12 protein-coding genes and 1 other RNA gene are annotated in these 15,702 nt (G+C 40.4%); 3 read left to right on the forward strand and 10 right to left on the reverse strand.

The window, feature by feature from the left end; all coding sequences use genetic code 11:
• Positions 1-97: 97 nt before the first annotated feature.
• Positions 98-550, forward strand: coding sequence for a chemotaxis protein CheX (locus tag DH10bf12_RS13225; RefSeq protein WP_471735736.1), 453 nt, complete (start codon positions 98-100; stop codon positions 548-550).
• 50 nt (positions 551-600) lie between these two features.
• Here the strand turns inward: DH10bf12_RS13225 and DH10bf12_RS13230 are convergent, their stop codons facing one another.
• The 10 genes from DH10bf12_RS13230 to DH10bf12_RS13275 all read right to left on the reverse strand — a co-directional run bounded on the left by DH10bf12_RS13230 (position 601) and on the right by DH10bf12_RS13275 (position 12,201).
• Positions 601-1,374, reverse strand: coding sequence for an SDR family NAD(P)-dependent oxidoreductase (locus DH10bf12_RS13230; RefSeq protein WP_471735737.1), 774 nt, complete (start codon positions 1,372-1,374; stop codon positions 601-603).
• An 11-nt stretch (positions 1,375-1,385) separates the two neighbouring features.
• The gene (locus tag DH10bf12_RS13235; protein ID WP_471738238.1) at positions 1,386-2,909 is read right to left on the reverse strand and encodes a carboxypeptidase M32; all 1,524 of its coding nucleotides are present in this window, start codon (positions 2,907-2,909) and stop codon (positions 1,386-1,388) included.
• Between the two features lie 152 nt (positions 2,910-3,061).
• Positions 3,062-4,972, reverse strand: coding sequence for an ATP-dependent DNA helicase (locus DH10bf12_RS13240; protein WP_471735738.1), 1,911 nt, complete (start codon positions 4,970-4,972; stop codon positions 3,062-3,064).
• A 12-nt stretch (positions 4,973-4,984) separates the two neighbouring features.
• Entirely contained in the window at positions 4,985-6,127 is a 1,143-nt protein-coding gene (locus DH10bf12_RS13245; protein ID WP_471735739.1) for a THUMP domain-containing class I SAM-dependent RNA methyltransferase, read from the reverse strand.
• Positions 6,128-6,262: 135 nt separating this feature from the next.
• Positions 6,263-6,643: RNase P RNA component class B (gene rnpB / locus DH10bf12_RS13250), an RNA gene on the reverse strand.
• Positions 6,644-6,705: 62 nt separating this feature from the next.
• Positions 6,706-7,032: a cell division regulator GpsB gene (gene gpsB / locus DH10bf12_RS13255; protein WP_471735740.1), complete on the reverse strand. Its 327-nt coding sequence runs from the start codon at positions 7,030-7,032 to the stop codon at positions 6,706-6,708.
• A 60-nt stretch (positions 7,033-7,092) separates the two neighbouring features.
• Complete coding sequence (locus DH10bf12_RS13260) at positions 7,093-7,653, reverse strand: SLOG family protein (protein WP_471735741.1); 561 nt, start codon at positions 7,651-7,653, stop codon at positions 7,093-7,095.
• Between the two features lie 387 nt (positions 7,654-8,040).
• Positions 8,041-9,273 carry a ribonuclease H-like domain-containing protein gene (locus tag DH10bf12_RS13265; RefSeq protein ID WP_471735742.1) on the reverse strand — a complete coding sequence of 411 codons (1,233 nt, stop codon included), beginning with the start codon at positions 9,271-9,273 and terminating at the stop codon, positions 8,041-8,043.
• A gap of 1 nt (position 9,274) precedes the next feature.
• The gene (locus DH10bf12_RS13270) at positions 9,275-11,554 is read right to left on the reverse strand and encodes a DEAD/DEAH box helicase (protein WP_471735743.1); all 2,280 of its coding nucleotides are present in this window, start codon (positions 11,552-11,554) and stop codon (positions 9,275-9,277) included.
• Between the two features lie 284 nt (positions 11,555-11,838).
• Positions 11,839-12,201 (reverse strand): YppE family protein, encoded by a 363-nt coding sequence (locus DH10bf12_RS13275; RefSeq protein WP_471735744.1) that lies wholly within the window; start codon positions 12,199-12,201, stop codon positions 11,839-11,841.
• A gap of 146 nt (positions 12,202-12,347) precedes the next feature.
• On the opposite strand from DH10bf12_RS13275, the gene recU reads away from it, so the two are divergent.
• A complete protein-coding gene (recU, locus tag DH10bf12_RS13280) occupies positions 12,348-12,953 on the forward strand; it encodes a Holliday junction resolvase RecU (RefSeq protein ID WP_471735745.1) in 606 nt (201 codons plus the stop codon).
• Between the two features lie 25 nt (positions 12,954-12,978).
• The gene (locus tag DH10bf12_RS13285) at positions 12,979-15,687 is read left to right on the forward strand and encodes a PBP1A family penicillin-binding protein (protein ID WP_471735746.1); all 2,709 of its coding nucleotides are present in this window, start codon (positions 12,979-12,981) and stop codon (positions 15,685-15,687) included.
• The last annotated feature ends 15 nt before the right edge of the window (positions 15,688-15,702 follow it).

Genomic DNA, 15,702 nt, shown 5'->3' on the forward strand with positions numbered 1-15,702 from the left:
TTAAAATTTAGGCATTTTTAAAAAAGAAATTCACAATCGCCTTCAATAAGCACAAAGTAATGGTATAATAGAATCATTATTCAGGCTGGAGGTTATCATGAATACTTCTAAAGTAATATCAAATCTTTTAAATGGGATGGTCCACTCTATTAGCAACGTCGTGCCGGTGTCTATTCAACATAGCCGTCCTTCTGTACTAACTGTTCCTTATCAGCAGGATCAGATCGCAGTTTTGATTGGAATGACAGGAGAACTAAAAGGAAATATCCTGATAGATGGAGATAAACAGCAATTCAGCAGCCTTGGTGAATCTATGTATGGAATGTACCTTGAAGATGATATGCTGATTTCATTTATCGGTGAAATTGGCAATATGATAGCTGGTAACCTCACAACTTATATTTCATCTGAAGGAGTAGAGATGGATATTACACCCCCTTCAGTTATGACTGGTGAGACGACTTTGCATAACTTTAAACAGGCCATTCATTTACCTTTTGAAGCAGCGGGAATAGGTCATTTTTCAATTCTTGTTTCTATACAGCAGTAAAAAACAGAATTCTGCCTGCAGAATTCTGTTTTTTTATCATTTTCAATTCATTAAAACCCGTTGATGGTCATACCACCGTCCACAAAGAGCGTTTGACCAGTTACATAGCTTCCGGCCTCCGATGATAAGAATAATGCCGGACCAATCAGCTCTTCTACCTGTCCTACCCTTTTAAGCGGCGTTACTGCAAGAATTTCATTTAAATAATTCTCGTCTTCAAGCAAGTGTTTTGTAAGTGGCGTTTCAAAATACCAGGGGCCGATTGAATTCACCCTTACCCCTTCATCTCCCCACTCATAAGCAAGAACTTTTGTCATCTGGATCATAGCGGCTTTTGAAGCTGCATATACGACGCCCGTTTTAAGCGCGACATGCCCTGCTACTGAAGACACTGATAAGATGCTGCCGCCACTTTCCTGCTGCTGCATTCTAGCACCGACTGCCTGTGACATCATAAATGCTGATTTCACATTTGTGTCCATGATTCTAATCCATTCGTCCTCTGTTACATCATTTGCTTTAGACCGAATATTCATCCCAGCATTATTTACAAGAATATCGATCACCTGATAATCATTGAATATCATTTCAACCGTTTTTCTCAATTCAATCGTGTCAGTTACATCCACAGGATAGACAGACGCTTTTCCTCCAAGTGCTTCAATTTCACTTTTCACCTGTTCAAGCTCCGCTTTTGTCCGGGAACATAAAATCACTTCTGCCCCTGCTTGTGAAAATCCGATTGCAAGTGCCCGTCCAATGCCTCTTCCGGCGCCAGTGATAATGGCTTTTTTACCTTCTACTCTGAATGAAGGAAGAATCATGCTTTCACTCCTTACTTTGCAGGCTCAAGATCATATAGTGCTGCATATTTATCCTGGAGATACTTAATCAGATAGTCTGCGTTAAGTCCTTCACCGGTTGCTTCATGTAAAATCTCAAGCGGCTTCTTTGTTTTACCAAAGCGATGTACTTTTTCAGTCATCCAGTTTTTAATCGGTGCAATATCACCGGTTGCAATACACTGATCAAATTCAGGAATATCTTTCAGCATTGCATTTTTAAACTGGGCTGCATACATATACCCAAGTGCATAAGATGGGAAATAACCGAATGCTCCCCCGGACCAGTGAACGTCCTGCAGGATCCCCTCTGCATCATTTGATGGTACTACCCCTAAATACTCTTTATATTTACTGTTCCAGACCTCAGGCAGTTCATTCACTTCATACTCACCATTAAACAGACCTTTTTCTATTTCATATCTGATCATAATGTGTAGAGCATAAGTCAGTTCATCTGCATCCACTCTGATCAGTGATGGCTTTGACTCATTGATACCTGATAGAAACTCTCCCACTGAAACATCATTGAACTGTTCAGGTGAATACTCTTTTAAAGATGGCAGGTGACGCTTCCAGAATTCAGGGTGTCTACCTACGAAGTTTTCCATGAATAATGACTGTGATTCATGAATCCCCATTGACGTTCCTCCGCTGAGAGGGGTTCCCGTTAGTTCCGGATCAATATTCTGCTCATATAATGCATGTCCACATTCATGGATTGTTCCGAAAATTGCTCCCCGGAAATCATTTTCATCATAACGAGTTGTAATCCGCACATCACCAGTGTTCAGACCTGTCGCAAATGGATGTACTGTCTCATCAAGTCTTCCTGCATCAAAGTCGTAACCCAGCTCTTTCAACACATGAATACTGAATTCCCGCTGTGCCGATTTTGGAAAATGTTTATAGATAAAAGATGTTTCCGGTTTAACAGCAGATTGCTCAATCCCTTTTACAAGCGGAACAATTGCTTCACGGACTTTACCAAACACTTCATCCAGCACCTCAACTGTCACTCCAGGCTCAAACATATCCAGCAACGTGTTATAAGGGTTACCTTCATAGCCCCAATACCCAACAAATCGTCTAGTGGTCTCAACAAGCTCCTTCAGGTACGGTTCAAACATCGCGAAATCTGATTGTTCACGTGCTTCTTCCCAGACACTTTCAGCTTTTGATTTTAATACAACGTACTTCTTAAACTCGTCTTCTGGAATTTTGCGGTTACGGTCAAATTCTTTCTCACATTCCTCGACCATTTTAACTGTCAGCTCATCCAGCTCACTTTTATGTTTATTCAGTTCTTTTATGTAGTCTGCCATCTGGTCAGAGGTAGACAGATTAAATACTTCTGATGACAATATACCAATTACTTCAGAGCGCTGTTCGATTGCTTTTTTCGGTGCTCCAGTACGTAAATCCCAAAAAATCAGTCCCAATGCCTCCTGATGGGCTGAAATTTTATTCAGGTGGCTGATAAAATCTGTTTTTACTGTTTCTAAAGTCAACTTAATCCCTCCAGTCAATTTCAATACTTATCTTATCATACTTTTCTGAAAAAATAATGAATTTGCTTCGGAACTTGAAATAAATAGCGAGGAGCCCGGGACTGTGTCCCGGGCTCCTAAAGGTAATAAAGAGGGATACCCCCCTTAGCATATAAGTCTTATCTAATAATCTCCGGTTCAACAGGAAGGATTTTTTTAATCGCCGGAATCCACTTTTCTTCCTCTTTTGAAAGGAAGATGGTAATTTTTCCTTTATCAGATGAAGAACGGATCAGCCTGCCTGCTCCCTGCTGTAATCTTAAGAGCATATATGGGAGATCCACTTCGTTTACCGGATCTTCCGAATGATTACGTTTTGCTTCGAACACCGGATCATCAGGCGGGAATGGAAGAGAATCAATGATGACCTGATTCAGACTTAACCCTGGGACATCAAGACCTTCCCATAAATTGATTGAAGCGAGTACTGAAGAAGTATCTTCCTGGAATTTTTCAACCAGTGTACTGATTTCTTCATCACCTTCAAATAAACACTGCTTGTCATCTATCAGGTTAGTAAACCTGAATAAATCCTGATCATCATGATTATTAAATAAAATCAGTGATCCGCCATCATTGTGATTGACGATGTCAGAAATAGCGGTCGCACGATCTGTCTCACCTAGCACTCTCACCTGTATACTCATGACTTCATCGTATTCGTAAGGTGATTCTACTGTGAATGATGAGTAGTCATCAATTCCGAGACTTGATGCTAAATATGAAAAGTCCTGATCAACAGAAAGGGTTGCTGATGAGAAAATGAAAGGCAGTTTTTTTGAGAAGACTTCTTCTCTTAAAATTTCTTCGACCATCCTTGGCATAATGACAAGTCTTTCATCATCAAAATTTTCTTCAAGCCAGATAATTGCATTGTCATCTTCAACAAGTAATTTTAATGAAAAAAGCACCGTTTCAAGATATTCTTCTGAAATTTTCAGATCATATTCATCTATTACGTACATTTCAGATTCAAATACCAGTTCCTCGAGCAGTTCATCTATCGATTTTTTCAGTTTGGCAGAAGCTTGAATCAATTCATCAGACTTTTTAATTTTCATTCTCTCTGAACTATGATCAGCACTGCTTGAAATTAATGCAAACCAGTCATCATGCAACTCAAGTATTGAGTCAATCAGATATAAAGTCTTTTCTCTTATATCATTACCTGAGAGTTTTGAAAGAACTTTTTCCATCGACTGCAGTGACGTTTTATATGTCAGTGCTTTTTGAGCAGCATATTCGAGCAGATGTCCTTCATCAAAAATAACAGAGCTTGCTTCAGGAAGCAACGGAAGCTGACCTTCTCTTACTCTGGCATCCTTTGTCCAGATATGCTCCATATAAAAGTCATGTGAGCAGACAATCAGATCACCGGCCTGCCTGTAATATTCACGATGAAGCGTCTGACCGCAGCGATGTCTCACATCACAGCTCAGACAATCCTGTAGAGAATCATAATTTACAGCCTGCCACTGTTCATCATCTAAATATGGATACTCTTTTCTATCACCATAAGGATAAAAGGATGACATTGATCCTGCTCCATAGACAAACTCGGGCAGCTGCAAATAAACATCCTCAATTGCTTCATCTTCAGTCCGTTTATCGGCTTCATCAAGCTTTTTCAAACATAAATACTGTTCTCTGGATTTCGCAAGCCTGACATCAATCTCCATATCCAGCATCTTTTCAATTTTCTTAATATCCCCGGTTGGTTTCACTAATTGTTCAATCAGGGTTTCGTCAGCACACGCGATAATTGCCGGTCTGCCCGTATACCTTGCATAAGCAACTGCATATAGCAGATAGGCAATTGTTTTACCAGTGCCAACTCCTGCTTCTGCAAAAATAACTGATTTGTTTTTGTAGGCCTGTTCAAGCTGAAAAGCCATAAATATCTGCTCATCACGCATTTCTAACCCTTTTTCAGGTAAAATGTCATAGAAGACATCACCAATCCAGTCTCCCAGAGCTTCATAGAATGACTGGTCGCTTGTTACAGGAAAAGGAAGGCTCTTTGTGTTCATTCAATCATTCCCTTAATCATTTTTACGTTTAGGACGCTGACCAAAATACTGATAATAATCTGTACGGATAAACCCGTTGAATAATTTACGTTTTTTAGTTGCCTTTTTACCATATAAGTCTTCAAAGTGAGGGTGTGAGGTAATAATATACTTTGACCATGTCGGATACTGTTCGAAAACCTCACCCATGTCACGGTACATTTCTTCCACTTCTTCCTCTTCCCCGATCCGTTCACCGTAAGGCGGGTTTCCTACAATGACGCCGGAATCATTAAAAGCAGTAAAGTCTTTTACCTGCATCTGTTTAAATTGTATTAAATCCCCGAGCCCCGCTTCTATTGCATTTTCCTTAGCCACTTCAATCATCTTATGATCTACATCCGTCCCGTAGATCTCAAGGGGCTGATCGTAATTTGCTGCAGATTCTGCTTCTTCTCTCACTTGATCCCATAAAGCTTCAGGAATGATCGGCCATTCTTCTGATATAAATTCACGGTTAAACCCGGGAGCAATATTCTGTCCGATTAAAGCAGCTTCAATTGGAATCGTACCTGATCCGCAGAAAGGGTCATGAAAGGGGCGGTCCGGACGCCAGTTTGTTAATTTAATCAGTGCAGCAGCCATGGTTTCTTTTAATGGAGCTTCACCCTGCCCGGTACGGTAGCCTCTTTTGTGTAAGCCTGCGCCACTGGTATCAACAGTAAGCGTCACTTTATCATTTCTGATTGCCACTTCAATTTTGTAAGTTGGACCGGTTTCTTCGAGAAAGCTCATTCTTTTATACGCTGCTTTCATTCGCTCCACAATTGCTTTTTTAACGATTGATTGACAGTCAGGCACACTGTAAAGCTTAGATTTAACAGACTTTCCCGATACAGGAAATGCTGCATCTACCGGCATAAGGGTTTCCCATGGAAGTGCTTTTGTCCCTTCGAATAGCTGATCAAACGAATAAGCATTAAATTCACCCATCACTAGCTTCACCCGATCTGCGGTTCTCAGCCACATATTCGCTTTTACAATTGCGAGTTCATCCCCTTCAAAAAACACCTTGCCGTTCTCCACTGTTGTTTCATAACCAAGATCTTTTACTTCTCTTGCAACAATTGATTCGAGTCCCATCGCTGCTGTGGCGATCAGTTTGTACGTAGCCATATTTCACCTCGTGTAATATTTATGATTAGTTCATCTATTTTCATCATACCCTGTTTCGAAAGAAAAAAGGCAGACCTCCTGATAATGGTCATGCCTTCTGGTGATATCATTATAAAATTGGTCAACCAGCTAATGGTCTGTAAGCCATGTTTTGTTCATGCGTACTGTAACGCTTATTAGGCTTGTACAACATGCGGCAATCATCTATCTGCCGGCATAAATGCCGACCTTTCCCTCGGTTCATTTCCCCCGGGAAAGTGCCTCTACCATTGTTTGAGTTTCTCACTCGTGGGGTTTACCTCGTTCCACTTTTGCCATTTCTGGCAAAACTACGTCACTGTGGCACTTTCAAGAGATGCATACCATATCTGCAAAGACTTAGGTATCTTCTCTGCCGTCAGCCTGATGAATCAGGCTGCCTCCGCTTATTGTTTCGCGAAGCACGAACACTACGGGCATCTCAGCACCGTGCGAGCATGGACTTTCCTCTGCATTAAGCAGCAATTGCCCAACCATATAGCCGGTTTCGCCAAAATCAAATTATACAGTGAACATTGGCAATAAGCAAGAAGCTTTTATTACCTGTCCTCGTATAATTTTCTGCCAAACACTTCTTTTTCCAGATTAGACAGCCTCTTCAAAATATCAAAATTAGTAGTGCCGCTTGCAGTTGTCTGCGGCTGAGTCTGTTGTACAGTCGATCTCCGCTGTGGCTCCGCAGTGCTTTTCTGTACTTTTTTCAATTCATTTTCAAGCGTTTCAATTCTTTCACTAAAAGCTTCATAATCTTTAATAATCTGATCAAGAAATGCATCAACTTCTTCAGGCTTATAGCCTCTCATTGCTGTTTTAAACTCACGTTCAAGTATTTCTTTGGCAGTTAATTGTGCAACTTCGTTTTTCATTATTATTCACCTCGGCATTCGTATCCAGTATATTTATTTTTCCAAAAAGCAGGTCGCTTGTCAATCAGGTTCAATTTCATTTAATGCCTCTTCATCTGCAATCCACTGTAAATCCTGAAAATTAATGTACATAATTTCCAAATTATTATTTTCAGCATAGTTTTTCGCTTTCTTCACAAGAAAACCGGGCGATCCGTCTTTTTCCTCATCATAAACAATTAGTAATCCATCAGCTTTCCGGAGTAGCAAATCATCCCTATTTTTAAACTGTGACGGATCTGTGTAAGATTTATTAGAAACAGATGCTGTAAAGTCAGCACTTTTAAGGATATTTTGATACCTGTTCAGATTCTCTTCATTCCATTTCTCTTCCTGGTTCAAAAAAGGTGTGATAACAGCCAGCTGGACTTGAGCGTCCTCTCGTTTCATTTGTATGACCTCTTCTGCAGCCCACTGTTCAATACCCAGCCCTCCGGATACAATGACCCATTCAAGACCTTCTTCCAAAAGAGGTTCCACACGCAGTCTGATTGCTTTTTTAATTATCCTAACCGCAGGATCATCAGATTTGAAAATGCCGATCTCATGTGCCCGATATCCGGAAATAACGATTGTTTTCATATATATCACCACATTTATAAAGACGTTTATCAAAAAAAGCGGCGGGACTTTTTTATCCTGCCGCTTCCAGATGCTTATACTCAGCCAACATATCCGGTTCATCATTTACTACAATATAGAAAGCTGATCTCCAATTGCTGAGAACACGTAAGCAGTAGCTCCAATCACGAAGAAAAACAACAATAACAGTAATTTTCTCATACTTTCAACCCCAAATATAATCAATAATTTAATAGTACAATGGTTTCGCACATGAAACAACCATCTAATAAACATTGATTCTTGTCTATTTTGTGACAACTTTGCAATTCTATAAGGAAACCGGTCGAAATGAAGGATTGAAATAGCTGTTAAAAAGTCGGTTTATGCGCTTGCCCGGGAAATATTTTAATGATTTCCACGTAATTTTCGGGAAATACGATTTAACCTGTGCTTTATTTCTTCGAGCTTTTTAAGTTTATACTCTTCTTTTACTACGTCACGATCCAGTGCTTTTATCGCCTTCATTGCAAATAAATAGGCCTGTTGATAATCTTTTATGTGGTGCTCAAACATTTTTGAGATCTCAATTGCGGAGATCCTTTGCTCTTTATATTCACTTTCCTTCAGGGAAATTTCAAAAAGCTTAATTGCCTGATCATATTTTTTCTGCTTTTTATATTCATATGCAAGATGAAAAGCAGCAGAAGGGTTTTCATCCATTTCATAAGCATCTTTCAGGTATTTTTCTGAAATCAGCTGTTCCCCTTCTTTCTTAAACCATTTTCCAGTTTCAAGCTTTTCCATGCTGTTTTGATTCATATCAGTCCCTAACAGTTGAAGACTGATATGAGTATAGAGCGTAATCAATGATAAAATGTCCTTTTCATTATGTTCAAGCACCTTCAGCATGCCTTCAGGATGCTTTCTATCCACAAAATCGAAATAAATTGCCGGTGCCAGATAGCCCGGCACATCATCCGTTCTGACAAATCCAAGTTTCTCTTCTTCAAGACTTTTTAATTTCAATGATTTCAGGCTGCTCTTCCATAGCCTCTTAGCTGCATGATATAAATCAAAATGACCCGTTTCAGGAAGTTTTGGCACATGATTCCGGATTAAGGTATGACGTGATTGCACCTGAGGCCAGTCAAAGGACTTCCCGTTAAAAGTAACAAGTGTTTCGTAGTTAACATTTTCTAAGAAGCTCAGATACAACGCAATTTCATTTGATGGATCAGTTAAAATGTGCTGTTTTAATATGACTTTATCTTCCTGAAATGTCGCATAACCCAGTAAAAATATCGTAGTACCTGTCCCGCTCAGTCCTGTTGTCTCAGTATCGAAAAAAAATAAGTCTTCAGGTTTAAATGCTCTGGCTGACAGCGAGTGATGAAAGCTGGTCTGATTCCATGCATTCACGACATCTGTAAAATCTGAAAGCCGGTAGTTTCCATGCTGATGAGCTACAGGATAATGAACTTCTCGGATCAGACAATGCTGATCTTCATAGACATAAACATCAGTCTGATGGTTTTGCCAGATATCCATATAGGGCAGTTTTTCAGTTACAGCTTCACGCTTCACTTCACCTGGCTGTAAATGGGGTTTCATTCGCGCAAGTTTCTTTTTAAAGTCCATGTTAAGCATTCTCCATTGCTTCAGCAAATAAAGTTAATAACGCATATGCATCTTTTTTGCCGCCCGAGAATGAAATTTCAGTGCCGACACATGACGGACACCCTTCCTCACAGCTGCATCCTCTTACAAGTGAAGCTGCTTCATGGATCAGGCTGCTCCCGGTTTCATATACTTTTTCACTTAAACCAATCCCCCCCGGGTAACGGTCGTAAATAAAAATTGTAGGCAGCTGATTATGAACCGCTTTAACCTGCGGCGTAATCTGAATATCCTGTGGATCGCACATAACGTATACCGGTACGATTGCTTTTAATGCATGAGCTGCACCAATCAGCCCCTGCTCTATTCTTTCCTCCGTCATATCATGAAGATTTTCATTTAATGCAAACCATGCTGCGCTTGTGTGTAATTCTGCTTCAGGTAAATCAATCGGTCCTGAACCAATATTTTCATGTGTATCAAATTTAATTTTTTTAAAAATTGTTGCCATTGCTCTGACTGATACATCCCCAAATGATACTCTGGCCTGATCGGTCTGCTTACATTTATCTTCTTCAAGAACAGAAAGCTGAACTGCAAGGTTTGCGTCTGTATAGTAGTCAACTTCCACTTCTCTGACAAATGCCTTTTTCTCTTCCCAGTCGAGAAATTCAACCTGATACTGGATTCCCTGGTGAAGGTAAATTGCTTCATCATGTAAAAGTGTCATGGCACTGAAGCGGTCCATTTCACCAAGCACTTTATGATTTGCAGTCTCTGTCTGATCAATGATGACTACATTTTCCTGAGAGGCAGATCTCAAACTGATATTGTGAGCCGGAAATGCATCATTCATCCAATGCCATTTATTTCCTGAAAAATGCAACACACGTTCTTCTGTTAAATATTCAAGCAGATCAGACGGATCAATATCACCAAATAGCTCGTCCCTTTCAAAAGGAAGTTCAAACGCAGCACACTTTAGATGATCGAGCATAATAATAATATTTTCGGGATTAATTCTGGCTGTCTCAGGGCTGGCTTCAAGAAAGTAGTCAGGATGCTGGATAACAAACTGATCCAGCGGACTTGAGCTTGCCACCATAATGATTAAAGCTTCTCCCTGCCTTCTTCCGGCACGGCCTGCCTGCTGCCAGGCACTTGCGATCGTTCCTGGATATCCCGTCATGACACAGGCCTGGAGCTGTCCGATATCCACTCCTAGCTCAAGAGCATTGGTACTGACTACGCCATACACATCCCCTGTACGCAGCCCCTTTTCAATCTCTCTTCGCTGCGTGGGCAGATAGCCTCCGCGGTAACCTCTGATTGATTTCGGTCCAAGTTCATTCTTAACAAGTTCCTGAAGGTAGGTCAGAATGATTTCCACTCTTACGCGGCTTCTTGCAAATACAATTGTCTGGATTTTTTCTTTTAATAGCAGCCCTGCAATTCTTCTGACTTCTAATGTAGCACTCCGCCTGATATTCATCTGATGATTGACTACAGGTGGATTATAAAAAACAAAATGTTTTTTAGCTGAAGGTGCACCATTCCGATCGATCAGCTTCATCTCATTACCTGTCAGATTTTCTGCCAGTTCTTTTGGATTTGCAATCGTTGCAGATGTGCAGATAAAAATCGGATTACTGCCATAAAACCGGCAGATCCTTTTTAATCTTTTTATTACATTTGCGACATGACTGCCAAATACACCACGGTAAATGTGGAGCTCATCAATCACAACATATTTTAAGTTCTCAAAAAGTGATACCCATTTTGTATGATGTGGCAGGATCGCTGAATGGAGCATATCCGGATTTGTAATGACAATATGGCCCGCTTTTCGGACTTTTTGTCTGATTCCTGCTGGCGTATCCCCATCATAGGTATATGAATTAATAGAAGCCTCCGCTAGCTCAAGCAGTTCATTTAACTCCGTTTTCTGATCCTGTGCTAGTGCCTTGGTAGGGAATATATATAACGCCCTGCTATGCTGTTCTTTCATAATCTGATGAATAACAGGAAGGTTATAACATAATGTTTTACCTGAAGCTGTCGGTGTAACAGCAGTAATAGAATGACCATTACTGACAGCTTCAAATGCCTCAGCCTGGTGTGAATAAAGCTGACCGATGCCCCTGCGCTCCAAAGCTTTAACCAGGTCCGGGTGAACGTGATCAGGAAGCGGTGCATACACCGCTTCCTTAGGTTCTATCGTATGCCATTTTATAATCTGATCTGAAATTTCACGATTTTGTTTGAAACTTTCTGCGATTTCACTTAGCGTCTTCTTACGCATGCGATCACCTCTGTATCCCAATTATACGAACATATATTCCATCATGCAAATAGGGTTAAGTTTTTATTACCTTGGTAATAGATAGAATGAGTTGATTCGCCTGACTGCATGTATTTACGAATTGATTGCAGGTTGACATAATATGATTCAAGTCAACTTTCTGCCTCTTTTCCTCTTTTTTCACTCCTGGTTCTTCGGCAGCATATTGATATAAAGGTCGACAGCAATATGGACAGAAATACACGGCCATTCTCCTTTTTAGATAGCTTATGCCTACCAGTGCTTTAATGATCCTCCAGTATTGCGCTTAATTGTTCTAATACATATAGACTTGATTGAATATAGCTTTTAAATCGCTTATAGCTTGTTTCCGGGAAAAAGCACTGAACAACAATTAATTCAATATTTTCAGCAGTTGCAGCAATTTGATTCTGGTGAATATTTTTTTTTGGCTGATTGATCAGATAATCTGATGCAGCGTCTTTCCACTCGGATAAAATAGAATGTGCGTGATCTGCAAATGGTTTCACTTCTGTGTAAAAATCACCCTTAACTTTTGAATCTCTTCTATTGTTATATTCCTGGTCTGCCTGTCTGGTTATTTCAATTAATTCATTGGTTTGTTTTAATATCATTTCCGGTTTCAAATCTAACACCTCAATTTTGTTATACAGTTAGTTTAACAAACGAATGCCGGACTGTAACTTTAATTGATGTATGTACGTCTAATTTTAAGACCAATCAGTTTGATCAAACCACGCATGTGGTATGATGTTCAGGTGAGGTGTTACACATGGAATTTCATTATCCAAATGGAAAAAAATTCAGCGCTAAACCTACTTTAAAGAGTGCTGTTAAAAAAGAAAAGTCATATTCTCATGGAAAAAGAGGAATGACCCTCGAAGAAGATCTGAATGAAACGAATGACTATTATGTTCATTCCGGTATTGCAGTTATTCATAAAAAACCTGTACCTGTTCAAATCGTAAATGTAGATTATCCAAAGCGGAGTGCTGCTGTGATTAAAGAAGCTTATTTTAAGCAGGCTTCCACCACCGACTATAATGGTGTTTACAAAGGTCGTTACATTGATTTTGAGGCGAAAGAAACTAGAAACCGCACTTCTTTTCCGCTGCAGAATTTCCATCAGCATCAGCTTGATCACATGAAACAGGTCACTGCTCAAAAAGGAATCGCATTTGTTATTATAAGATTTTCATCAACTGAGGAAATATTCCTGATGCCTTACGAGCAGTTAAATCAATTTTGGGAGAGGATGTTAAAAGGCGGGAGAAAATCTATGACAAAAATAGAAATAGAGGAAACTTCCTATTCTATCCCTTTAGGCTTGCACCCCAGGATAGATTACCTTAAAATTATAGATCATTTGCTTAAATGAGCTTTTGAAAGAGAGGAAATGTTAAATGGCTGATTATACATCACGCGAAGAAAAAAGAAATGCGCAAAAGAATTCCAAAACTAAAAATAAAAAAAAGAAAAAAGGGTCTATATTTAAAAAGATCTTGATAACAGTCCTGATCGTTGGACTGGCCGGTTTGTTATTTGGAGGCGGCTTGTTTGCCTATTATGCTTCAAAGGCTCCAGACCTGAATGAAGAGGATTTTGTTGACCCGATTACAACAGAAATCAAAGATGTTAACGGGGACGTTTTCGCAAGGATTGGCGCAGAAAACAGAGAGTTTGTATCCTATGATGAAATCCCTCCGGTAGTTGAAAATGCAGTACTTGCAATTGAAGATAATCGCTTTTATGAACATCAGGGAGTAGACTTTTTCCGTCTCGTTGGAGCAGTCCTTGCAAATATAACTGAAGGATTTGGTGCTGAAGGTGCCAGTACATTAACACAGCAGGTGATTAAACAATCTGTACTGACGCCTGAAAAGTCACTTGAACGTAAAGCCCAGGAAGCGTGGCTAGCATATCAGCTTGAACAGGATTACAGCAAAGAAGAAATTTTTGAAATGTATGTAAATAAAATTTATTACTCAGACAGCATTTATGGCATCAGAACAGCGTCTCAATATTATTACGGCGTTGACCTTTCTGATCTTCAGGTGCATCAGGCAGCCCTCCTGGCAGGACTACCGCAGCGCCCTAATGCTTATAACCCGTACGAAAATCCCGACCTTGCAAAAGAACGTCGTGATATTGTACTGAGACAAATGAATAATCATGGCAAGATCTCTGAGGAAGAAATGAATCAGGCAATTGAAACAGATATCACAGATGGTCTTGTAGACCGCAGTGAAGGTTCTGAAAATCCTAGACAACAGCTTGCAGCAGAAGAATCAAAATATGACGCATTTGTTGATGTTGTACTGGATGAAATTGATGATCTTGAAGATGTAAACCCGTATGAAGATGGTTTAACCATTAATACGACACTTGACCCGAACGCACAGACAATCGTTGAAAACACGCTGAATGATGGAAATATCCAGTTTCCTGCAGATATGAATGATGTGATGGCTCAGGCTGGTGTGACATTACTTGATACTGAAAGCGGTGCAATCAGAGCAATCGGCGGTGGCCGCGGGTATGGTGATGAAGTGCAGCGAGGTTTTAATTACGCAACTGATCAGACCCGTCAGCCTGGTTCAGCAATCAAGCCACTGCTTGATTATGCCCCTGCAATTGAATATCTGGACTGGTCTACTGCACAGACAATTGTTGATGAGCCTTATGAATATTCAAATGGGTTTGCACCAAATAACTACGACGGCCAGTTCAAAGGACCAATGACAATGAGAGATGCTTTAGCAGACTCTCGAAATATTACTGCAATTAAAGCGTATTTGGAAGTTGGACAGGAGCAGGGAACTGAATTTCTTAGAGATCTTGGCTGGAACTTTAATACTGAAAATTGTGGTGAAGTACTTTGTGAAAGTGCAGCAATTGGCGGTGAGCCTGAAACAAATACCTTAGAAATGGCTGGTGCCTATGCAGCTTTTGGTAACAAAGGCGTTTATAACGAGCCGCATTCAGTTACAAGCATTGAGTTCAGAGACGGCTCTTCAATGGAGCTTGAGGCCGAATCAGAAGTTGTCATGAAGGATTCTACAGCATATATGATGTCAGATATGCTGAAAGATGTTTTAAATGATGGCTCAACCGGAGAATTGGCTCAGGTTGGTGGTCTGCCGCTTGCAGGTAAATCAGGTACAACCAACTATCCTGAAGACATCCGTAATGCTAACAACATCCCTTCTAATGGTGCACCGGATTCATGGTTTGCAGGTTATACAACGCAATACACTGCAGCAGTCTGGCTTGGATATGCATCAAATGTAAATCAGAACTATCTCTCTCCTCAGGACCGCTGGGTATCCCAGTATATCTTTAGAGATATTATGAGAGGCGTTCATGAAGGAATCGAAACACCCGATTTTGAAAAGCCGGATAGTGTGGTAGAAGTGGAAATCGAAAAAGGCACTTCTCCGGTACAGCTGGCGAGTGAATATACGCCAACCGACCAGAAATCGGTTGAATTATTTATCAGAGGTACAGAGCCGACTGCTGTGTCTGAAGAATATGTCGTTCCTGACTTGCAGGCCCCTTCTAACCTGTCAGCTGAGTACAATGAGGAAAATGGTACAATCCAGCTGACGTGGGATCACAGTCAGGATGAAAGTGATGATCGTGATGTGGAATTTGAAGTCCTTGTCAGCATCGACGGCGATGAAGAACGTGAGCTTGCTGTTACTTCTCAGAACGGTTTGAATATTGAACAGGTTCAGGAAGGCTCTACTTATACGTTCACAGTTACAGCAATCGCTGATGATGAACGAAGCAGTTCAGCTAACACTAATATCGAAATCGTTCGTTCTGAAGAGGAAAATCAGGATGAAGAAGAAGAAAATCCTGAAGAAGAACAAAATGAAGAAGAAAATCCTGAAGAAACACCAGAAGATAATCAGGATGAACAGACGCCAGGTGAAGGCGACGGCAACGGAGAAGGTCAAGGCAACAATGATGGCGAAAACTCCGGAAATAACGGTGAAGAAAACCCTGATCAGGGAACTGGTGAGGAAGAAGGAGACACCGGTAATGAAGAAACACCAGAAGAGCCTGCTGAAGGTGCTTCAGACGGAACAACTGATTCCGAAGAATAATAAAGAAAGCGCGGA

The sequence above is a fragment of the Jeotgalibacillus sp. 10bf12 genome, assembly GCF_055597105.1.